Genomic DNA, 20,518 nt, shown 5'->3' on the forward strand with positions numbered 1-20,518 from the left:
CACCCATCATGCTCGTTGTAGGAGCTGATTCATCGGCGAAAGCCAGCCCACCTCGCCCTCCCTCTAAAGACTCATAGCAGCCGCCGACTGCTGCATAGCTACCTGCTGCATCTGCATTTGCATCTCCATGTCCTGCTGCTGTCGCATCGCCACCGCTTGCTGGTCGAGTTGCGTGGCCTGGGCAAGGCTTTCTTCCTTAGGCGGTGCGGCGGTGTCTATCGATAGGTCGATCGAGGGCCCTCCATGCATCCCTGCGCTGACGATGCGCCGCTCTTGGAGATCGACATCGCCAAGCTGATTCGGGTGATGAATGCCGAGCCGCCGCGCCTGCAAGGCTGCTTCGGCGGCCTTGTCGTCGGAGACCTCATTGGACAGCTGATTGCGAATGGCGGCGTAGATCGGGTCGTCGCCCGGCTTGGGCACGGTAGCTCGTGGATGCGTCGTCGCCAGCGGATGCGGCGAGCTCATATGCCGACCCGGATCGTCCGGGTGCATCGCCTCGCGTGCCGCGGCACGTTCCTGGCGAAGCTGGTAGGTGTTTTCCAGGCGCCGCCGGATGGCCGGGTCGTTCACGTCGTCCATCATGTCCAGCCGTATGCCGTTGGGTGCTTGCGCGTGATGCATTTCGGCCCATTCGCCCGTGCGGTCGCGGGCGTAGTAGTGGTCCGTGCGGCCGATGATGCTCGAGCTGGTGTGTGAGCGTTCGCCGTGGGCCTGGAGGTAGGCGGCCGCCATGTCTCGCACATAGGTGGCACGCTCGGCCACGGGCATAGCCTCTGCCGTTGCCAGGTTGATCAAGGTGTCCTTGCCGCGCTCCAGGCCGAGGGCGTCGTTGTTGAGCATGCTCGACCAGACTTTTTCGACGTGGCTATCGACGATGTCGTGCTTCATGGCCTGCTCGTCCACTACCTCACCGCGCGCCTTGGCAAGGCCGATCCGCAGGGCGGCCTCCGCCTCGCCGGCGTGACGTGCGGCCTCGATCAGCTTGCGTGGCGTCCAGGCGTCAGCGTCGACACCGATGTTGTCGAACGACGCGTCGTGCGCTTTCCGGATATCGAGCGCGGGCAGATTCAGCGCACGGTCCGCGCGCCCATCCGTCATATGAGCGTCGCGGTAAGCCAGGTCACGGCGAATCAAATCGACACCGAAGTTGTCCCATTCGCGCTCGCTAAGCACCTTGCCATTGTGCTCGCGGGCGTAATTCTGCGCATAGAGGTTCGCCGTGGCACCGGGCATGTTGTCGTGGCGAACCACGCCCAGAGCAAGCAAGCCGTAGCCGTCGTTGCCAGGTAGCTCGGCGAGGTAGTTCCAGTAGAGCTCGCGATTTCGTGTATCTACGTAGTGGCCGAGGATTTCCAGGTCTTTCTTGGTCAATCCGTTGCGCGCCTTCATCGATTAACCTCCCCCTCACGRAACAGGGTGCGGATGCGTGTTTCGATCCGTTGCCAGTCCGGCATAACTATCCGCTGGTAGTGCAGGTGTACCCTGACCCGGTATTCGGGAATGACAAAGTTGTGATCGCAGGTAGCGCGCCGGAAGACATCGCGAAGTTCGACCATGCGATCGCCCTCGATGCGAACTCCGTTCGGAATGGCTTGCGGTGAACACTTCAGAACCGTGCGCGGAATGCCGTCCGGGCCCATGTCGATGAACCAGTCGTCGCTCACCCTGCCATCGGGGTCAGCTGCCCGCGTGTCCGGGCCATACTTCCTCTTGTAGTAGCGCTGGAGTGCGGCGAAATCGGTGTAATACGGCGTCAGTCCGTGGACCGGCTCACCCTTGATCCGCAGGCGGAGGTTCGAACCGGGATTGGCGAGCTGCTCGGGGTCGGTGGGATCGAATGGCTCGATCCATCGGCGGGGCAAGACGCGAAACTCCTCGTCCGTCAATCGGTCGGGGTAGCTCATACCGACAGACAGGGCTGCCAGGAAGCGGCTGTTGTCCTTGTACATGTCGAAACCAGCGGGTAAGGGCTCCAGCGAGGGCCAGTCGAGGACGAAGTCAACCTCAGTGCCGTGACCCCACGGTATGTGGGTCCCATTGAAAAGCCGTTCCGGCAGGCAAAACCGACGAGGACCGACCCCGACCTCTGTTATCCCTTCGGGGTCGTCGTACCTCGGCATGGGACCGCAGGGAGATGGCAGTGATTCGGCCACGACTTTCTGTGCCGGCGCCGAGCAGCCGGCGATGAGTGCGGTCAGCAAGGCCGCTAGCGGCTTGGGGAACGGCATGGGCTCTCCTTGGATAGCGAAGGGTGGTGCGGGCGCACGGCGGCGTGTACCGACGACTCGGCAACGCAGGGGATGGGATAACAAGGGCGCGAAGACGACTTGCTCGCCGCGACGCAGCGTCAACAGTTGCTCGGTGCGTAATGCCTTGGCGTAGGTCGTCTGAGCGTTCGCATGGCGATAGGCCACGTGACGCGTCAACGCCGCCGCTTCGCGTTCCGCATGGACCCGTTCGCGCGGCGCATGCATGGCGATGACACCGAAGCGGCGCATCAGCGCCCGTTCCGCGTGGCCGTAGGACTCGAAGAGCGCGGCGACACTGCGCACCGAGGCTATACAACGAAGGCGCTCATCGGTGGACTGAAGGAAGGGCAATGCAGGCAGCAGATCCAGTCCGTGGACCACGACCAGTGCATCCTCGTGCGGCACCCGCTCACGCCACTGCGCCACCAGGGCCTCGATGATCGGTATCGCATCGTGCCGGCTGGCGTACGGAACATGCAGATACACCGTCGCCTGCGCTGGCGAGGTCAGTGACAACCCGGTGCCACGCGTTCCCGCGTCGATGTGTGTGTAAGCGAAAACGTTCAACGATCCACGCAGGCGCTCCGACGCCCGCGCCAGGGTGTCGTCGTCGAGTGCCACACACGCGCGCAGTGCATCGCGGGTCGCCATGCTCAGCATGGACTGCTTCGCGAGTTCCGAAAGAACATCGCGATCGAGGCGGCCATGGCTCAGCGCAAGCAGTCGCCAGAGGTCGCCCGGTGCCGGTGGCACGCGCTCGCCCGCCGCACGCAACACCTCGTCCACAGCGGCGATCAGGCCACGGAACACGGCTCGCACGTGACTGACGAGGACGCGATCCTCGCGATGCCGTTCGGGGTACCAGCACGCCGCCAACGCATCGAGGGCATCGTGGCGAAGCCCATCGCGCGTCCAGCTGTCGGCCAACGGATTCCAGGGTGCACCGCCACCGAACGGTGCGAGGCGAACGACCTCGCCCCTCGACGCGCGCCAGCCGGACGTCGCCTGATACATCGCGCCGTCCAGGTCGATGACCAGCACCGGTCCCCGAACCTCGCGTAAGGCACGCTTGAGGACGCCATGCGTCGCGGGATAATCCTGCGCGGCGAGCAAGAGGGACTCGCCCGCTGGCAGACGCAGGCGACGAAATCCGTAAGCGGTGAGGATGGGCTGATGAGACCGCATCCAGGTGCCGTCACGCGGCACTTCCGCAGGCTGAAGGAAAACGGGGACGCGGTGCAACGGTGCCAGTGCACGACCATGCCGCGAGGCAACGATCAGACAGACCACCCAAGTGAGTGGCGCAAGCATGAAACCGATACCACCCGCCCAGCGGATGCGCGTGGCGAATGGCGCGAAGGCCGGCAGATCGAGTGCCTGCCAATACGCATACGCCACGCCGTAGCTCAGCTGCTTGAAGGGCAGGCCTAACGTCATGAGGATGCATGCGCCAGCCAGATACGGTGCGATCGCCAGTGCACCGACACCTCCCAAGCCCGCTCCCCACCGCCATGACCGAGGCATCATGCCCATTCCCGCTGCATCCAAAACGCGGATGCTGCCACGGTCGGTCGAATCATTCGGCGCGATGATGATTCCGGCCCGCAAAACAAGGCATTTAGCTACATGGAAAGCTGCCGCGACGAAAGCAACAAGGTGAGGACTTTCGGAAAAATCCAGCACCTCACGTCAATTGCTGCGAGCACCTACAGACAACTCAACATTGTTTTGCTACGGTCGCCTCGTTGTCTGTGCATTCGCCTATGCATGCGTCACAGACAACCATCGCTCGATGCGGTGAGAAGCGCGGCCCGAGGGTGCTGAGAACACCCCCGAACCGCTGGCCACAATCAACTAAGCAGGAGTCAATCGTGATTGACATCGATCATACGGCAGTCGCTCGCCCGCCGAACCCCCCAGGCGGCATCCCCATCGGTTACCGGGACTTCTGCATCCGTCGCAGTACCGGTTGACGAAACGCGGCGACGCCGCTCCGTATCAGGTTATTGTCCGTTCCCACGAGGCCCCGAGCCACGCGGGCCGGCAGATCGCGTCGCCGCGAATCTCTTCGTCAATCACGCCACCCGGCGCCCGGACACGGGCCGTCGATGAACCCGCGAGTCCGCATGATCCGCGGCACGTCGCCCTGTGCGTCGTGCCGCAACTTGTCGATCGTGAGGTTATTCGTATGGAGCAAGCTATGGAAACGACCACGGTCGACCAYGTTCATCCCGGATGCAACATGGAAATCAGCAGTGAGGCGACCGCCCACGGCTTACTTAATGAAGCGACAGAATGGCTTCAGTACGCGCGCGGCGTCACTGAGTTATTGGCAGAGCTCGTACATGAGTCCGACACGGTCGATTGTCGACGCATGGCAATGGGTCTCGATGCCATCAGTGCGCTCACGCGCATGGGACTGCAATGTGCGACGCATGCGCATGCGCGAATGCCGTGGGATAGGCAGCGCGATGTCTGAGCAGGCATTAAACCAACGAGCTCGATGTTCCTGAACAGGAGGACCTGACCAGCCGGCCCACCCCGCAAAGGGAGCTGGGTGATCAAATACCTCTGTGAGTTTAAAGCTGTTCGCAACAGTGAGCACCTGAAGCTCCGTCAGTGCGACACCAGCCAGCACCAAACCACGGCGCTCCCACATGTGAGTCGTAGACCAGCTTCGACAGAAAGATGCTGGGCTTGAATAAGCGTCCATCGGCGAACAGATCATTAGCTTGCTGCGTACGGCCAATGCCGGCGTGACCGTCAACAAGCTTTGCCGCAAATGCGGGGTATACGCGACCTCGCGTTACCTTTGGCGAACACGTGGCCGAAGCGATGTCACGCCTAGTCGCTCATCGCGGTAATCCGGCGGCAATCAAAGTTGACAACGGCAGTGAGTTCGCAGAGAAGGCAATGGACCGATAGGCATACGAAACCGGGGTGGAACTGGACTTGTCGCGCCAAGGTACGCCCGCCGACAATGCCGTGCTTGAGAGCTTCAACGGTCGCCTGCGGCAGGAATGCCTGGACGAGCATTGGTTCTTGTCGTTAGCAAATGCTCGGAGCAAAATCAGCGAGTGGCGGACGTTATATAACGAGGACCGACCCCAGACTGCATCGGCATGGAAACCCCCTGCCGAATTCGCTCGCGAATGCGGGGATCGGTGAGTTCGCAGGCGCCAAAATAGGTCGGAATCGCTACCAGCTAAAGGCCAAGGAATTGGGCGTGGGTGACAGTAGTCCCGACCTCAAGGATAGACCCCCGCCGAATGCGGGGTGCCGTCGAAATGACCACAACTAACTCGAACAGGAAAGCCATGGAGAAGGAACCTCGCAAAATTCAGATTTTCTTTGGCCCACACGTGGCGCTAGCGGAAGATCTTCCTCCAGACTCTGTGCTACTGGTGCCAAGCGCTGACCAATGGAACGACTTTGGATATAAAACCAAGATGGATATAAGGGTCCGCCTAACGGATCCTGAGTCTGTTCACGCAACGACAGGGTTCCTGGGCTTTCTAGATTCCCCCGGGAGCGAGACCAATGGAGCCAGAGCGGTCGAGAAACTACTGCAAGATGCGCACGGCCTCACAGTCCCCGCGAGCAACATCCACCATTTTTTTACAATGCTTCCGCGTATGGATGCTTACAGAAAAATAGTAGAGGATCTTGGCTTGGACGGCGCGGTAACAGTATTGAAGTCAATGAAAGATCTTGTTGCGTTAACCGAGTTTAAATCGGCAGGCGTGAACTGGACTACAGCAGCGACAKCTACAGATGTGTTTCTCAAGTCCTTTGTAAGAAGCACCGACTCCTTCTTCGCATATAAGAATGCCGGATCGATACTCCGAGGCCTTCAGAACGAGGAATTTCGCAAATTATCCAAGTCGATATCCATCACTTTTCAGCTACCTGGCCGACAGAATCCGCACGACCTGACCTTTCACTTCGATCATAATGCCGCACTTCCTAAACGCATCGCGATAATTATCGGCAAGAATGGCGTCGGAAAGAGCCAGACGCTAGGGCGCATAGTTCATTCCGCGCTGGATGGTAACGATTCGCTTCGCGACGGGAGCACAGAAGGTCGACTTCTTGTAAATCGCATCCTTGCATTTGCGCCCACTAATGAAGCCCGCTCTGTCTTTCCTTCGGACACGCGTAAGCGTCCGCGCATATGGTATCGACGATTCACACTCAATCGCACCGGAACGGTCCGTCGCGGCGTTAGCGTGTCAGATCAGGTACTTCAAGTGGTTCGATCCAAAGAGAGACTCGGCAGCTCCTCAAGATGGAGAATTTTGCTATCGTCGATCCGCGCGATCGATCAACCCGAACAACTGTGTTTACCTACCAGACGCGGCCCCCATAGGTTCCTCCAACTGACCACCATCGCTGATGGCGGAGAGGAAAGCGCTCTCGAAAGCTTCGCTGCTATCGACCCGCGCGCAGAGCCCGTTCGTGTGATCGACGGTCAGGCGTACCCGCTCAGCAGCGGAGAAATTTCGTTTCTCCGCTTTGCCACTCAAGCGAGCTTGCATATAGAGAACGGTTCGCTTCTCTTGTTAGACGAGCCCGAGACTCATTTGCACCCCAATTTCATCAGTCAATTTGTCGCGCTGCTAGATAGCCTGCTTGAACAGACAGGATCGGCTGCGATAATCGCGACACATTCTGCTTATTTCGTTAGAGAAGTATTTCGAGATCAAGTGACGGTACTTCGGACCAGTCCGCATGGCGACGTCAGTGTCGAGCGCCCAGCGTTACGAACGTTCGGGGCCGACGTAGGAGCCATTTCCTATTTTGTATTTGGGGAGGATGAACCCTCGCGCTTGGCGAAGTCGGTCGAAGATCGCTTACGAACCCGATTCAGTACTTGGGAGGCGCTCTACGCCGAGTATAAGGATGAGCTTTCGCTGGAACTTCTTGGTGACCTGAGAGAAGCGATGGAGGGACGAACGGGTGAATAAGATACCGCTTCCTATGTATGACGATGACCTTGCCCTAAAGGAACTTGCCGTCACCAAGAAGGTCAAAAGCTACCCTCGGTTAAAACGAGCCAGTGCGAACATTCTTAGCGGCTACGCCGACTATAGAAACGCATGCGGAAACGTATTCGTCGTACAGCCGGTGAAAGTAACAAAAATCCTTTCTGAGAATCTGAGCGATCACTACGATTCGCCGCCAAATGCACTAAAGCACATTTCTGAACTTAGAGCGTCGACGGAGCATCTCACGTGCCCCATGTGCGGCTCTCTTCACCGCGGCACGCTCGACCACCTCCTGCCCCGGAAGAAATTTGGCGCCTTCGCAGTCTTCACTCCAAACCTTGTACCTGCCTGCAAATGCAACAGCAAGCGAAGTGAAATTCTAATCGGCCAACATCCAGGCGAGCGCATCCTGCACCCGTACTACGACGATTGCCTCTCCGAACGCTTGATTGAAGCGGAATTCGAAGACCTAGGACCCGTTCCAAGAGTGGGGTTGCGGCTGTGCGTAGGTGCTGCTCACCCTGACCGCGCGGCTATCGCATTTCATATCCGCTCCATAGTCGCCAAGACTGCCGTAACCTCCTTCCTCCGCGACAAGTGGATCGACCTTTGTCGAAAACCGACCCTGGTCATTAGGGCGCTTAAGGACGATCCAGCGAGCCTTCAGGATTTCCTCAGCATATTAGAAGAGGAACTTGACATTCTTGACGACTCGCATCGAAGCAAGAACAACTGGAACTCTATTTTCGTGTCGGGGCTCATGAATCAGGAGGTAGCCACGTGGCTTTTTCACCAGATGCATCGGCCTGGCCGCGGTCCCGGCGACCCCATTTTGTAACGCCGAAGGAATTTCACTTCAGCCCCAACGCCGCCCAAATATCCCTCGCCCCTAGAGTCCGCTCGATCCAATGAATCAGCGAGGCGCGTGCAACCTCTGCAGCAACTCCGCCTCAGTCAACGAAATCCCACACGTCTCGGAAATATCCTTCGCCGAGGCCCCCTGGCGCGCGAGGCGCTGGGCAAGCGCAAGCGCCCGATCGGTTGCCGCACCCGGCTCGCCCGCCACGGTCACGGCAGGATTCCGGCGTACCTGGTCTTCGATATCGCCGAGGCGGTTCTCGAGACGGCGGAGCATCGCGGCTAGTGCGTCGGGTGGAACGGCCGGCGTGGGCTCTTCGCGGATGTCACGGATGTCTTCATAAGCCGATGCAGCGCTTGCGGCGAGCGTGGCCGGGGTCGGCGGGGTCGCAGCTGGCGACGCCAACGGCGCCGTGCCGAAGCGGCGGAAAAGCAGCAGGAGGCCGACCAGGTTGAGGACGGCCAGTGCGATCAGCACGTATCCGATGACGGGGTTCATGTGGTGATTCCCTTGAATGCCGGGACACGGTAACGCAAAGCGAGCGTCGGCTGAAGCGCGATGTTTTGCGGTGTCAGGCGCGGCAGAGGCGGGGGATGTCGATGAGGGCGATGAAGCCGTCGTCGCGGGTGATGACGCCGCTGACGGGGTCGTCGCGGCGGGTGGCGCGGCCGGGCGGCGGCGGGGCGACGTCGGCGGGATTGAACTCGAGCATGTCGCCGATCACGTCGATACGCATGCCGACGATGCTGCCGGCGTCATCGAAGACGATGACGCGCTGGGCATCTTCTTCCGTGACGTCGATGCGGCCTTCGAGGCCGAAGCGCCGACGGCCGTCGAGCACGGGGACGATCTGGCCGCGCAGGTTGACGATGCCGAGGACGTCGTCGGGGGCACCCGGCACGGGTGTGATGTCGCCGCAGCGGATCACTTCGCGCACGCTGGCGAGCGACACCGCGTAGCGTTGTCCCTTCAGTGAGAATCCAAGCCAGGCGCCGCGCCCGTCGCGTAGGGTGTCAGTCACGGACCCAGCTCCTTTTCCAGCCATTCGATAAGCGCCGTGGTTGAAACCACGCCGCACTTGGGTTCTTGGGACATACCGGCAAGCCAGGGCCGCGTGGTCGCACCCTTGCGCCACTGGATGGCTGCCGCATCGAGTTCCACCGGCTCTTCGTCGACGATGCAGGCCAGCGCCCAGGCGCGATCACCGAGCAGGATCAGCGTCGGCGAGTGGGCGCCCGCCATGTCCGGCGAGAGGATCGCGGCGAGGTCGGCGACGCGCGCGACGCCGCTCGGATGGCGCCAGCGTCCGAGGCAGATCGGATTCGTCGTGTTCGGCGGCGTCAGCGGTGGCATCGGCAGCATATGGGTGATATCGGCCATCGGCACGGCGAGGCGCACGCCTGCGGCGAGGCATAGCAAGTAGCGGCTATCGGCACGCGACGCGGGCTCGTCGATCGGTACGGTGCGCCAGGGGTCGATCGAAACGATCTTGACCTCGGCGTCTGGTGCGACCGGCGGCAACGCAGGCGTCAGTAGTTCCGCCAGGTAATCGGCGACGATCTGCTCGGCGTCCTGCAGGGCGCGCATCACGCGGCTGCCTCCGCGACGGAAGTGGCCGGCAAGGCCAGCAGCTCGTCGAGTAGCTGGCGATACGCCAACCCGCCACGGCGTGCGGCCGGCCAGGATGCCAAGGGCACGCCCGCCGCGCTCGCTTCGCGAATCTGGGTATCGGTAGGAATCACGGCCTCGCTGACGCTCTCGCCGTACGTCTCGCGCAGTTGCTCGAGACAGGCGCGCGAAGCGTGCGTGCGCGAATCGAACATCGTCGGCACAATGGTCCGCGGCAGCGGGCGACCACGCGAGCGCTCGATCATGGACAGGCTGCGCAGCATGCGCTCGAGACCTGCCAGGGCGAGTGCCTCGGTCTGTGTCGGCACGAGCAGCCTGTCGCTCGCGGCAAGCGCGTTGACCATCAGCACGCCGAGAGTGGGCGGGCAGTCGAGCAGCACATGATCGAATCCACTGGCGAGCTCGGCAAGCGCCTGGGACAGGATCAGACCCATGCCAGGACGCGTGCCGAGCTGGCGGTCCAGCGTGATCATTGCCGCCGATGCCGGAAGCACACTCAGGTGATCCCACTTCGTGGCGTGCACGAGCGTGCCCGGCGGAAGCGGATTACCGCCGATGCCGAACAGGTCGTAGACGCTGCCGTGTGCGCCGCCCTCGACGCCGATGTAGCCGGACAACGAAGCATGCGGATCCATGTCGATAAGCAACGTACGCTTGCCGGAAGCGGCGAGCAGGCTGCCGAGCGCCACGGTGGTGGTGGTCTTGCCGACGCCGCCCTTCTGATTGGAGATCGCCCAGACGAGCATCAGCGATTCCCCGCGATGGGGGACGTCGCCGGAGTCGCCGGAGTCGCCGCAGCACCTGCAGCACCGGCAGCGCCGACAACCGGCAGACGGTCAGCGTCGCTGTAAAAGCGCGCCGGTTCGGCCTTATCGCTCATCACGACGATGAGTACGCGGCGATTGCGATTGCGACCTTCGTCGGAGCTGTTATCGGTGGTCGGCCGGAACTCGCCCCAGCCCACGATGCCGACGCGATGCGGATCGACACCGCTCGTCGTCAGCAGGCGAGCGACCGTGGCCGCGCGCGCCGCAGACAACTCCCAGTTAGACGGGAACGTGGCCGTGGCGATGGGCGTGTTGTCCGTATAGCCCTCGATGCGCATGGCGTTCGGGAACGGGCCGAGAATGCCGGCGAGCTTGCGCAGCACGTCTTCGGCCGTGCCCTGAAGTTTGGCCACGCCGACGGGAAAGAGGATATCGGTACGGACTTCGATTTCGAGCCAGTCCTTGGTCTGACGCACGCTGACCAGGTTCTTGTCGATCAGCGGCTTCATCGCGCGCTGCACTTCGTCGGCAATCTGGCTGAGACTGGCGTCCTCGGTCTTGCCGACCGTGGTGTTCGCCGCCGTCGTGGTATTGATGTTTGCCGACTCCTGCCGCGTCGGCGCGGCGCCTTCGTGGCCGGGCAGCGGCAGGTTGCGCGGCGGAATCGGCACGTCGATCTTGGCGATCGGTGCGGCGACAGGTGCGCGTGACTGGTTCGGCAGCGGCACCTGCGCCGCAGGCGTCGCCTCCCGGATCGGCTCGATGACCTTACCGGTGCCGTTGAAGGCTTCGTTGATCGACTGCGCCATGACGCGGAACTTGGTCTCGTTCACCGCCGACACGGCGTACATCACCACGAACAACGCCAGCAGAAGCGTGATCAGATCCCCGTAGGGAATCGCCCAGCGCTCGTGGTTGATGTGTTCTTCGTGGTGGCGGCGCTTCACGACAGGAACCCCTGAAGCTTGCTCTCGATATGCCGCGGGTTGTCGCCCTGGGCGATGGAGACCAGGCCTTCGACGAGGATCTCGCGCATCTGCGAGCGCAAGCGGGCGAGGCCTTTCAGGCGCGACGCCATCGGCAAGGCGAGCAGGTTGGCCAGGCCGATACCGTAGATCGTCGCGACGAAGGCCGCGGCGATGCCATGACCGAGCTTGCTCGGGTCGGCGAGGTTCTGCATGACCGACATCAGCCCCATGACGGCACCGATGATGCCCATCGTCGGCGAGTAGGCACCCGCGTTCTCGTAGACCTTGGCGGCTTCGATATCGGTGTGTTCGCGAGCGTACACCTCCACTTCGAGCACGGAGCGCATGGCATCCGGCTCGGTGCCGTCCACAAGCAGCTGAAGCCCCTTGCGGATGAAGGGGTCGGATTCACGCTCGATGGCCGGCTCGAGACCAAGAAGTCCGGTGCGACGGGAAATCTCGCTCCAGCCGACGATGCGGCTGACGAGGTTCTCCGACTCGATATCCGGCGGCCGATACACCCAGGGCAACATGGTCCAGGCGCGCTTGAGCACAGGCCCGGGGGTCTGCACGAGAAGCGCGGCAAGGGTGCCGAGGAAGACGATGACGAACGCGGCCGGGTTCCACAGGGCGTCGAGACTCGAGCCCTTGAGGATGGTACCCACGATGATGACCACGAAGGCCAGGATCGTTCCGACGACGCTCACGATATCCATGTCAGACAGCCATCCTTAGTGAAGGCAGCACCTGGCCAGCGTCGTCGGCGAGGCCGGCGAGGTCAAGCACGAGGGAGATGCGGCCATCGCCGGTAATCGTCGCGCCGGCGACACCGGGAACGTCCCTGAGGAACGGACCGAGCGGCTTGGCCATGACGTCTTCGCGGCCGAGCACTTCGTCGACCAGGCAGCCGAGCGTCTGGTGGCCGATCTGCACGACCACCACGTGACCGCCCTTCCCCGCCGCCCCGGCCCAGTTGCCGAGGTCGGCAAGCGGAAGAGCGCGCTGGCGATGCGCGGCGACGATGCGGCCATCCAGTTCCTGGATCTGGCCCGGCACGAGTTCGAACACTTCGGTGACATTGGACAGCGGCAGCGACAGGAGACGATTGCCGACGCGGACCATGAGCACGCGCATGATCGCCAGCGTGAGCGGCACCGAGAGACGCACCGTGCTGCCGTGGCCAACGCGTGAGTCGATCGACAACGTGCCGCCGAGTTCGACGATCTTGGTCTTGACCACGTCCATGCCAACGCCACGACCGGAGATGTCGGAGACTTCGGCGGCCGTGGAGAAACCGGGACGGAAGACGATGTCGAAGCACTCACGCTCGTCGAGACGTGCGGCCTGCTCTTCGTCCATCAGGCCTTTCTCGACGGCCTTCCGGCGCAGCATCTCGGGATCCATGCCCTTGCCGTCGTCGGTCACGGTGATGACGATGCGGTCGCCGAACTGACCGGCGGAAAGCCGCACGGTACCGGAGCGCGACTTGCCGGCGCGCTCCCGCACGTCGGGCATCTCGATGCCATGATCGACTGAGTTGCGTAGCAGGTGCACCAACGGGTCGGCGAGTGCTTCGACCACGGTGCGGTCGATATCAGTGTCTTCGCCCTCGGTGATCAGCTCGATGTCTTTGCCGAGCTGGCGTGCGAGATCGCGGATGATCCGTGGGAAACGCGAGAACAGCTTGCCCACCGGCTGCATGCGCATGCGTAACACGGCGTTCTGCAGGTCTTCGGCGACGCGCTCGAGTTCGCCGATGGCACGTTCCATCGGATCGTTGGTGCCGCGCGGGGCGAGATTGGTGAGGCGGTTGCGAACCAGAACCAGCTCGCCTGCGGCATCGACGAGGCTGTCGAGGCGGAAGGTGTCGACGCGAACCGTGGTGTCGGCGGTTGAGGAGGTGCGTTTTTCGGTCGCGGCGGCGGTTTTTGCTGCCGGAGCCGGTTTGGAGATTTTTGTTTCGACGATGGGCGCGGTGGCGACGGGCGGTGTCGCGGCGCCTGGGATCGCCGATGAATCGGCTCCTACAGAAATCGCACCCGGTACCGCTGTGCCGTGGAGGCTGTCCAGCAGGGCTTCGAATTCGTCGTCGCTGATGGCGTTGGGGTCGGCGGCCGGCGCGACGGGCGTCGCCGCGGCTGGTATCGCCGCTGAAGCGGCTCCCACAGGGACAGCTTCGGCGCCGGGGGCGCCGGTGCCGTAGAGCGAATCCAGTAGTGCCTCGAACTCGTCGTCGTTGATCGTGCCCGAGGGCGCCGAGGTCGGTGCGCGATCGTTGCGCGCGGCGTCGAGCATCGCTTCGAATTCGTCTTCGATCGGATCGTAGGCACGCGGCGACGACGGTGCCGATACCGCGGGAGCGGATGTCGTCGCCGGCGACAAGGCCACCGGCGGCGCGGAACCGGTGCGACCCGGAATCAGCAGGCGATCGAGTACCGAGCGTGGTGCGGGCTCGGCGGGCACTCCCGCGTCGGCCGCACGCATCATGTCGTTGAGGAGGTCCAGCGACTCGAGCAACGCATCCATGAAACCGGGGTTCAACACCACCGCGCCATTACGGGCCTCGTTGAGGAGGTCCTCGGCGCGATGGCACAGCTCCACCATGGCATTGAGGCCAAGGAAGCCCGCACCGCCCTTCACGGTATGGAACGCGCGGAAGACCGCGTTCAGTAGCTCGGCGTCTCCCGGCGAGGCTTCGAGGTCCACGAGCTGTTCGCCCAGGCTCTCGAGCAGTTCGCGTGCTTCGATCAGGAAGACATTGAGCAGCTCGTTGTCCAGCTCCACGCTCATACGGCGCTCAGAACCCGAATTCGCTGAGCAGTCGATCCACTTCGTCCTGGCTGACCTTGTCCGCGGCCGGTGCGTGGCTGCCGCCCGCGAGTGAACCGGTGAGGCGCACCAGTTCGACCAGCGACGATTCCACCTTGGCCATGAACGCCTCGACCTGCGCGACGCGCTGACCCGAGAGATCCTGCCAGGACTGCGCTTCGACCATCTCGCCCAGGCCGATGTCGCAGCTCTGCGCGAAATCGCCGACGCGTACGGCAAGCGCCGTGGCGTTGGGTGCGAAGGACGGATCGGCGTGGTCCATGACCAGCACTTCGTCGGCCTGTTTGGCCAGCGCCTGTGCCTGCGGACGCAGTTTGTCGCTGAAGTCGAGCGTGCGGTGGGCAGCCTGGGAGCTCATTTCGAGCACGTCGCGCAGGTGTTTGCGCGCATCGCTCATGTTGCCCGGCACGCCATCGCTGGAGATGTCGGAGGCAAGGCGGCGGACCGACTCGTGGAGATCGCGCGCGAGATGGCCCAGGGCCAGGAACAGGTGTTGTTCGCGGCTGCGCAGCAGGCGGTCGAGCGCCTGTTCGAAGGCAACACTGTCATCGGCGTCGAGCAACTCGCGCAGCTCGGGAACGACCTCGTGGCCGGCGGTAAGCATGGTGTTCATTGTCATTCCCTTAGCCCGCAGCCGCGGCGAGTCGTTCGAAGATCTTGTCGAGCTTTTCCTTCAGCGTGACCGCCGTGAACGGCTTGACCACGTAGCCGTTCACGCCACTCTGCGCCGCGGCGATGATCTGGTCGCGATTGTTCTCGGCCGTCACCATCAGCACCGGCATCGACTTCAGCGCGGCATCCGCGCGGATAGCGCGAAGCAGCTCGATGCCCGTCATGTTGGGCATGTTCCAGTCGGTCACCACCAGGTCGAAGGGCTGGGCGCGCAGCATCACGAGCGCCGCGTTGCCGTCTTCAGCCTCCTGGATGAGGGTGTTCGTAAATCCCAGCTCGACCAGGAGGTTCCTGACGATGCGTCGCATGGTGGAAAAATCGTCCACCACGAGGATCTTCATGTTCTTGTCCAAAACTCGTCTCCGCCTGACTGCGCGTTCTTACCGGCGACGGCACCGTAATGCCGTCAATGCTTTTCTTTCCAACCCGTCATGCGTGCGCGGAGGCGGATCAGGGCCTGGCCATGGATCTGGCACACCCGCGATTCGCTCACACCCAGCACCGCACCGATTTCCTTCAGGTTGAGCTCTTCATCGTAGTACAGCGACATCACCAGCTTCTCGCGCTCGGGCAGGCCATCGATGGACTGCGCCAGCGCATCGCGCAAGCCGTCCTGCTCGAAGATCCCTTCCGGACCCGCGGCGTCGGGGTCCGCGACATCGATCGCCGCGCCTTCGTCGCCTTCCGGCGCCGTAAGGCTGAGCAACCGCGCGCTCGCCGCGTCGGCCAGAATCTGGTTGTACTCCATGGCGTCGATACCAAGCCGCTTCATGACCTCGGYGTCTTCGGCATCCCCACCCGTTTCGTTCTCGATCTGCCTCGTTACTTCAGCCACTTCGCGCAACTTTCGATGCACGGAGCGCGGGGTCCAGTCCGTCTTGCGCAGTTCGTCCAGCATCGCGCCACGTATGCGGATACCCGCATAGGTCTCGAAACTGGCCGCGCGAGTCGGCGAGTAATTTCTTGCTGCCTCGAGCAGTCCGATCATTCCGGCCTGCATGAGGTCGTTCGCATCCACGCTTGGCGGCAGCCGACCCATCAGGTGATAGGCGATCCGGCGCACCAGCGGCGCGTGGGTTCGTACCAGTTGATCCGCCGGGATTCGCGTGACTTCAAGGTATTCGGTCGCAACGCTCACAGTGGCAGCCCTCCTCCCAGATGAGACCGCTCGGCAAAAAAGCCGATGCGACCCTGAGCACGGGGTTCGGGTTCACCCCATGTATCGACCGACCTGGCCAAATTCTTGAATCCGACGGCAGATCGGCTGCTCGGCCAGACGTCGACCACGGCCGACTGGCGGCGGATAGCCTGACGCAGGTACTCGTCGTGCGGGACCATCCCCATGAAATCCAAGGAAACATCCAGGAACCGGTTGGTCACCCGGGACAGCTTCTCGAACAACTGGCGGCCTTCCTGGGCGTGGCGGACCATGTTGGCGACGATGCGGAAGCGGTTCACGCCGAACTCGCGGCTCATGACCTTGATCAGGGCATAGGCGTCGGTGAGTGAAGCCGGCTCGTCGCACACCACCACCACCACCTCGTCGGAAGCGGCGGCAAACATGGACACGCTGTCCGAGATGCCGGCGGCGGTATCGACGATCAGGTACTCGGGGGCGATCGGGTATTCGTCGAACGCGCGGATCACGGCAGCGTGCTCGATGYTCGGCAGCTGGGCCATGCGGCGCGCCCCGGACGTGGCCGGAATCACCTTCAGGCCATGCGGCGCCTGGAGGATCAGGTCCTCGATGCGGCACTCGCCCTCGAGCATGTGCCCGAGGTGGCGCGTCGGCTGAAGACCCAGCAGCACGTCGATGTTGGCCATGGCGAGGTCGGCGTCGAGCAGGACGACATCGCGTCCGCCCATCGCCAGTGCCATGCCGAGATTGACCGCCACGGTGGTCTTGCCGACACCGCCCTTGCCGCCAGCGATAGCGATGCTGCGCGTGGGGCGACGGTCGTCAAGCCAGTTGAGGCCGGCGGCCTGGGTGCTATCGACGTGTGTGGTCATGAAGGAATTCACTGCCGTGAAAGAGTGTGCGGTTGCGGTAGTCACGTTTTGCGGGTCCCCGATCAGGCGTGCGCGGGCGCCGCGATGCCGAATCGATCGGCAAGTATGGCGTCGTCGGGCTCCTCGTTGCGCTGCTTGAGCAACTGGGCTGCCAGGCAGACCAGCTTGCGCGCATCGGCGGAGGCGATGTCTTCGGGCACGCGCTGCCCGTCGGTGGTGTAGTCCAGCGGCATAGCGTGGCGAATGAGTGCTGACAGGGCGCCACCGATCAGCGGTGCCTCGTCGAGCTTGGTAAGGATGGCCGTCTGCGGCGACAGCGGCGCGTAGGAGCGGATCGCGTTGTCGATCGCCTGGGCCTGTGCATTGGCGGCGAGCACCAGGCAGACGCGGAGGTTCGAGGTAGCGCGCAGCGTATCGAACTGCTGCTGCAGCTTGGGATCGTTACCGGCCATGCCGGCGGTGTCGACCAGGACCGTGTGCTTGCTGCGTAGCTGGAGGAGCACGTTGCGCAGGCTGTCGGCGTCGTGTGCGTTATACACGCGCACGCCGAGCAGGCGGCCGTAGTGCTCCAGCTGCGCACCGGCACCGATACGGTACTGGTCGGCGCTGATCAGGGCGACATTGGAGGCGCCATGACGAAGCACGGCGCGGGCAGCAAGCTTGGCAATGGTGGTCGTCTTGCCAACGCCGGTGGTGCCGACCAGCGCGGTGATGCCGCCACCGACCGTGTCGAAATTACGCCCGCTGGTGCGGATGTTGCGCGAGAGGATGCCCAGCGGCAGGTAGCGAGCCTGCTCGGAGGTCATGTCGGCGGGCAACTCGGCGCACAGCGCGCGTGCCACGTCGCCGTCGATACCCAGGCGGGTCATCTCACGAAGGACGCGGGCGCGCAGCGGCTGCTCGCGGTCCATCTGGTTCCAGGCCAGCGTGGAGAGCTGCACTTCCAGCATCTCGCGCAGGTTGTTGATCTCGGCGCGCACGCCATTCACGGCGGAGTCGCTGTTCGGGCTTACCGTCGCGGCGCGAACCACGTCGGCCACGCTGGAGGCGAGGGCCGCGCTGGACTGGCGCTGCGGCGCGTTGGGGTTCGTGCCGACCTTGGTCGCGCGCTCGACGGCAGCAGCCGTGGCGGCGCGGGCCTGGTCGATGCGTGCGGCGCGGTCGCTGTCGCGTGTGGCGCGGATCGGCGCCAGCGCAGCGGCATGCTTCGCTGCGGTCTCTTCCGCGGTCGGCGGCTCGAAGGCGAAGCCCGCTTCGCGGACCAGCGCTTCGTCGTAGTCGAGCGCAGCGATGATCTCGATACCGTCGTCCATCCGACGCGTGGACAGGATCACGGCGTCCGGGCCCTGCTCATCCCGAACCTGGCGCATGGCCTGGCGCATATCGGCAGCAACGAATCGTTTGATTTTCATGCGTTAGATCCTCTCGTCCTATCGTCCGAGGGCCGTCACCAGCTTGACGCGGCGGTTGTCCGGAACCTCGTTATAGGCAAGTACATGCAGGTTTTGGGCCACATGCCGAGTGAAGCGTGAAAGCCACGGACGAAGTGCCGGCGAGACCAGCAGGACGGCCGGTTCACCGGCCGCTTCCTGACGTCGCGCCGCCTCGGCCACGTTCTGCTGCAAGCGGTCGGCGAGACCCGGCTCGATGGCCGCGCCCGCGGGACCGCCGCCCTGTAGGGACTGTAGAAGAATCTGCTCCAGTTCCGGCGCCAAAGTAATGACGGGGACCTCAGTTCCGAGGCCCGCGATCTCCTGCACGATCTGTCGGCCAAGCGTGACCCGGACGCTGGCGGCAAGGACGCCGGGATCCTGACTCTGACCGGCATGCTCGGCGAGCGACTCGACGATGCCGCGGAAGTTGCGGATGGGCACGCGCTCGGCGAGCAGGTTCTGTAGCACCTTGACCACGGCGCCAAGCGACAGGCGCTTGGGCACGAGGTCTTCGACCAGCTTCGGCGTCTGCTGCGCAAGGCGGTCGAGCAGCTGCTGCACGTCCTGATGGCCGATGAGTTCGTGGGCGTGGTTCTGCAAAATGTGCGAGAGATGCGTAGCGATCACGGTGGCCGGATCGACCACCGTATAGCCCAGCGTCTGAGCATGTTCGCGCAGGCCCGGCTCGATCCATACGGCATCGAGCCCAAAGGCCGGGTCCCGCGTGGCGATACCGTTGATCGTGCCGTGCACGCGGCCCGGATCGATCGCCAGCATGCGCTCGGTGTGGATTTCTGCCTCGCCCATCGGCACGCCCATCAGCGAGATGCGATAACCGTGCGGCGAGAGGTCGAGGTTGTCGCGAATGTGCACGGACGGCACCAGGAAGCCCAGCTCCTGTGAGAGCTTGCGGCGCACCGACTTGATCCGCGCCATCAGTTCGCCACCCTGCGCCTTGTCGACCAGCGGGATCAGGCGATAACCGACTTCCAGGCCGATGGTGTCCACCTGGGCGACGTCTTCCCACGAGAGCTCGAGGCGCTCGCCCGGGGGTGTCGACTCCAGCGCGAGTTCGGTACCCGGTGCAGGGGCGGCGCCCAGCGTGCCGCCGTCGGCGAGACGGTCCTTGTTCTGCTGGAGCTTCCACGCGCCGAAGCCGGCGGCGGCCGCGAGCAACAGGAACGGCAGGTTCGGCATGCCCGGCACGAGGCCCATCGCGCCAAGTACGGCAGCGGCGACGCCCAGCGCCTTCGGCTGGCCGAACAGCTGCCCCATGACGTGCTTGCCCATTTCCTGGGACTTGGACACGCGGGTGACGATGACCGCCGTGGCGATTGAGAGCATCAGGCCCGGCACCTGCGCGACCAGGCCGTCGCCGATGGTCAGCAGTGTGTAGGTGCGCGCGGCCTCCGAAGCGGACAGGCCGTGCTGCAGCATGCCGATGAAGAAGCCGCCGATGATATTGATGGCGAGAATGAGCATGCCGGCCGTGGCGTCGCCGCGGACGAACTTGGACGCACCATCCATCGAGCCGTAGAAGTCCGCTTCCTCGCGCACTTCCTGGCGGCGCTCGCGCGCCTGTTCCTGGGTGAGCAGGCCGGCATTGAGGTCGGCGTCGATCGCCATCTGCTTGCCTGGCATCGCGTCGAGGGTGAAGCGTGCCGTGACCTCGGAAACGCGCGTGGCGCCCTTGGTCACGACCACGAAGTTGATGATGGTGAGGATGGCGAACACCACGAAACCGACAGCGAAATTGCCGCCGATGACGAACTCGCCGAAGGCCTCGATCACCTTGCCGGCAGCGCCCGGGCCGTTATGGCCGTGCAGCAGCACCACGCGCGTGGAGGCGATGTTCAACGCCAGGCGCAGCAAGGTGGCGAACAGCACCACGGTCGGGAACGAGGCCAGCTCCAGCGGCCGCATCACGTACATGGTGGCCAGCAGGATCACCAGCGACAACGCGATGTTGAAGGTGAACAGCAGGTCCAGCATGAAGGGCGGCAGCGGCAGCATGAGCATGCCGAGCATGACCAGCATGACCACGGGCGCGGCGATGCCCCGCCGGCCGATCTGCCGGAACGTGCCCATGAGCGTGGTCGTAGCTGCCATCG

General features: G+C 63.4%; 19 protein-coding genes and 1 pseudogene. 5 read left to right on the top strand and 15 right to left on the bottom strand.

Annotated features, from left to right (window positions below; genetic code table 11):
• Positions 1-63: 63 nt before the first annotated feature.
• Both AC1DSN_RS04165 and AC1DSN_RS04170 read right to left on the bottom strand, forming a co-directional pair.
• Positions 64-1,392: a hypothetical protein gene (locus AC1DSN_RS04165; RefSeq protein ID WP_477329683.1), complete on the bottom strand. Its 1,329-nt coding sequence runs from the start codon at positions 1,390-1,392 to the stop codon at positions 64-66.
• The gene (locus AC1DSN_RS04170; protein WP_477329685.1) at positions 1,389-3,746 is read right to left on the bottom strand and encodes a hypothetical protein; all 2,358 of its coding nucleotides are present in this window, start codon (positions 3,744-3,746) and stop codon (positions 1,389-1,391) included. Before AC1DSN_RS04170 ends, AC1DSN_RS04165 begins: the two co-directional genes overlap by 4 nt.
• A 748-nt stretch (positions 3,747-4,494) precedes the next feature.
• Between AC1DSN_RS04170 and AC1DSN_RS04175 the strand changes: the two genes are divergently transcribed.
• The 5 genes and pseudogenes from AC1DSN_RS04175 to AC1DSN_RS04195 all read left to right on the top strand — a co-directional run bounded on the left by AC1DSN_RS04175 (position 4,495) and on the right by AC1DSN_RS04195 (position 8,078).
• Positions 4,495-4,731 carry a hypothetical protein gene (locus tag AC1DSN_RS04175; protein WP_477329687.1) on the top strand — a complete coding sequence of 79 codons (237 nt, stop codon included), beginning with the start codon at positions 4,495-4,497 and terminating at the stop codon, positions 4,729-4,731.
• A gap of 277 nt (positions 4,732-5,008) precedes the next feature.
• Positions 5,009-5,116 carry a hypothetical protein gene (locus AC1DSN_RS04180; protein WP_477329705.1) on the top strand — a complete coding sequence of 36 codons (108 nt, stop codon included), beginning with the start codon at positions 5,009-5,011 and terminating at the stop codon, positions 5,114-5,116.
• Positions 5,067-5,420 (top strand): annotated as a pseudogene (locus AC1DSN_RS04185) (integrase core domain-containing protein); the annotation flags it as partial. The gene AC1DSN_RS04180 and the pseudogene AC1DSN_RS04185, both read left to right, overlap by 50 nt.
• 149 nt (positions 5,421-5,569) lie before the next feature.
• Entirely contained in the window at positions 5,570-7,219 is a 1,650-nt protein-coding gene (locus tag AC1DSN_RS04190) for an AAA family ATPase (protein ID WP_477329689.1), read from the top strand.
• Entirely contained in the window at positions 7,212-8,078 is an 867-nt protein-coding gene (locus AC1DSN_RS04195; RefSeq protein WP_477329691.1) for a hypothetical protein, read from the top strand. Before AC1DSN_RS04190 ends, AC1DSN_RS04195 begins: the two co-directional genes overlap by 8 nt.
• 75 nt (positions 8,079-8,153) lie before the next feature.
• On the opposite strand, the gene AC1DSN_RS04200 is transcribed toward AC1DSN_RS04195, so the two are convergent.
• The 13 genes from AC1DSN_RS04200 to flhA all read right to left on the bottom strand — a co-directional run bounded on the left by AC1DSN_RS04200 (position 8,154) and on the right by flhA (position 20,516).
• On the bottom strand, positions 8,154-8,597 hold the full coding sequence (locus AC1DSN_RS04200; protein ID WP_477297078.1) for a DUF2802 domain-containing protein: 444 nt from the start codon (positions 8,595-8,597) through the stop codon (positions 8,154-8,156).
• 73 nt (positions 8,598-8,670) lie between these two features.
• Positions 8,671-9,120 (bottom strand): chemotaxis protein CheW, encoded by a 450-nt coding sequence (locus AC1DSN_RS04205; protein WP_477297076.1) that lies wholly within the window; start codon positions 9,118-9,120, stop codon positions 8,671-8,673.
• On the bottom strand, positions 9,117-9,686 hold the full coding sequence (locus AC1DSN_RS04210; RefSeq protein WP_477297075.1) for a chemotaxis protein CheW: 570 nt from the start codon (positions 9,684-9,686) through the stop codon (positions 9,117-9,119). Before AC1DSN_RS04210 ends, AC1DSN_RS04205 begins: the two co-directional genes overlap by 4 nt.
• Entirely contained in the window at positions 9,686-10,474 is a 789-nt protein-coding gene (locus tag AC1DSN_RS04215) for a ParA family protein (protein ID WP_477329693.1), read from the bottom strand. Before AC1DSN_RS04215 ends, AC1DSN_RS04210 begins: the two co-directional genes overlap by 1 nt.
• Positions 10,474-11,442 (bottom strand): flagellar motor protein MotD, encoded by a 969-nt coding sequence (gene motD, locus AC1DSN_RS04220; RefSeq protein ID WP_477297072.1) that lies wholly within the window; start codon positions 11,440-11,442, stop codon positions 10,474-10,476. Before motD ends, AC1DSN_RS04215 begins: the two co-directional genes overlap by 1 nt.
• Positions 11,439-12,179 carry a flagellar motor protein gene (locus tag AC1DSN_RS04225; protein ID WP_063573097.1) on the bottom strand — a complete coding sequence of 247 codons (741 nt, stop codon included), beginning with the start codon at positions 12,177-12,179 and terminating at the stop codon, positions 11,439-11,441. Before AC1DSN_RS04225 ends, motD begins: the two co-directional genes overlap by 4 nt.
• Position 12,180: 1 nt before the next feature.
• Positions 12,181-14,253 carry a chemotaxis protein CheA gene (locus tag AC1DSN_RS04230; RefSeq protein ID WP_477329695.1) on the bottom strand — a complete coding sequence of 691 codons (2,073 nt, stop codon included), beginning with the start codon at positions 14,251-14,253 and terminating at the stop codon, positions 12,181-12,183.
• A 7-nt stretch (positions 14,254-14,260) separates the two neighbouring features.
• On the bottom strand, positions 14,261-14,905 hold the full coding sequence (locus tag AC1DSN_RS04235) for a protein phosphatase CheZ (RefSeq protein WP_157504275.1): 645 nt from the start codon (positions 14,903-14,905) through the stop codon (positions 14,261-14,263).
• Between the two features lie 10 nt (positions 14,906-14,915).
• On the bottom strand, positions 14,916-15,317 hold the full coding sequence (cheY, locus tag AC1DSN_RS04240) for a chemotaxis response regulator CheY (RefSeq protein ID WP_063573199.1): 402 nt from the start codon (positions 15,315-15,317) through the stop codon (positions 14,916-14,918).
• A 53-nt stretch (positions 15,318-15,370) separates the two neighbouring features.
• Complete coding sequence (locus AC1DSN_RS04245) at positions 15,371-16,102, bottom strand: RNA polymerase sigma factor FliA (protein ID WP_477329697.1); 732 nt, start codon at positions 16,100-16,102, stop codon at positions 15,371-15,373.
• Positions 16,099-16,974: a MinD/ParA family protein gene (locus tag AC1DSN_RS04250; RefSeq protein WP_477329699.1), complete on the bottom strand. Its 876-nt coding sequence runs from the start codon at positions 16,972-16,974 to the stop codon at positions 16,099-16,101. Before AC1DSN_RS04250 ends, AC1DSN_RS04245 begins: the two co-directional genes overlap by 4 nt.
• Before the next feature lie 62 nt (positions 16,975-17,036).
• Entirely contained in the window at positions 17,037-18,386 is a 1,350-nt protein-coding gene (gene flhF, locus AC1DSN_RS04255; protein WP_213948733.1) for a flagellar biosynthesis GTPase FlhF, read from the bottom strand.
• A gap of 18 nt (positions 18,387-18,404) precedes the next feature.
• Positions 18,405-20,516, bottom strand: a complete 2,112-nt coding sequence (gene flhA / locus AC1DSN_RS04260; protein WP_213948732.1) for a flagellar biosynthesis protein FlhA — start codon at positions 20,514-20,516, stop codon at positions 18,405-18,407.
• Positions 20,517-20,518: the final 2 nt, after the last annotated feature.

This window comes from Luteibacter sp. P4_D7_3 (assembly GCF_056401735.1).

Excerpts from the sequence above, each read along its gene's own strand:
- AC1DSN_RS04200 (WP_477297078.1), bottom strand. The coding sequence starts at position 8,597 with ATGAACCCCGTCATCGGATACGTGCTGATCGCACTGGCCGTCCTCAAC.
- AC1DSN_RS04165 (WP_477329683.1), bottom strand. The coding sequence starts at position 1,392 with ATGAAGGCGCGCAACGGATTGACCAAGAAAGACCTGGAAATCCTCGGC.
- flhA (WP_213948732.1), bottom strand. The coding sequence starts at position 20,516 with ATGGCAGCTACGACCACGCTCATGGGCACGTTCCGGCAGATCGGCCGG.
- AC1DSN_RS04225 (WP_063573097.1), bottom strand. The coding sequence starts at position 12,179 with ATGGATATCGTGAGCGTCGTCGGAACGATCCTGGCCTTCGTGGTCATC.
- AC1DSN_RS04230 (WP_477329695.1), bottom strand. The coding sequence starts at position 14,253 with ATGAGCGTGGAGCTGGACAACGAGCTGCTCAATGTCTTCCTGATCGAA.
- AC1DSN_RS04175 (WP_477329687.1), top strand. The coding sequence starts at position 4,495 with ATGGAAATCAGCAGTGAGGCGACCGCCCACGGCTTACTTAATGAAGCG.
- flhF (WP_213948733.1), bottom strand. The coding sequence starts at position 18,386 with ATGAAAATCAAACGATTCGTTGCTGCCGATATGCGCCAGGCCATGCGC.
- AC1DSN_RS04235 (WP_157504275.1), bottom strand. The coding sequence starts at position 14,905 with ATGAACACCATGCTTACCGCCGGCCACGAGGTCGTTCCCGAGCTGCGC.
- AC1DSN_RS04210 (WP_477297075.1), bottom strand. The coding sequence starts at position 9,686 with ATGCGCGCCCTGCAGGACGCCGAGCAGATCGTCGCCGATTACCTGGCG.
- AC1DSN_RS04215 (WP_477329693.1), bottom strand. The coding sequence starts at position 10,474 with ATGCTCGTCTGGGCGATCTCCAATCAGAAGGGCGGCGTCGGCAAGACC.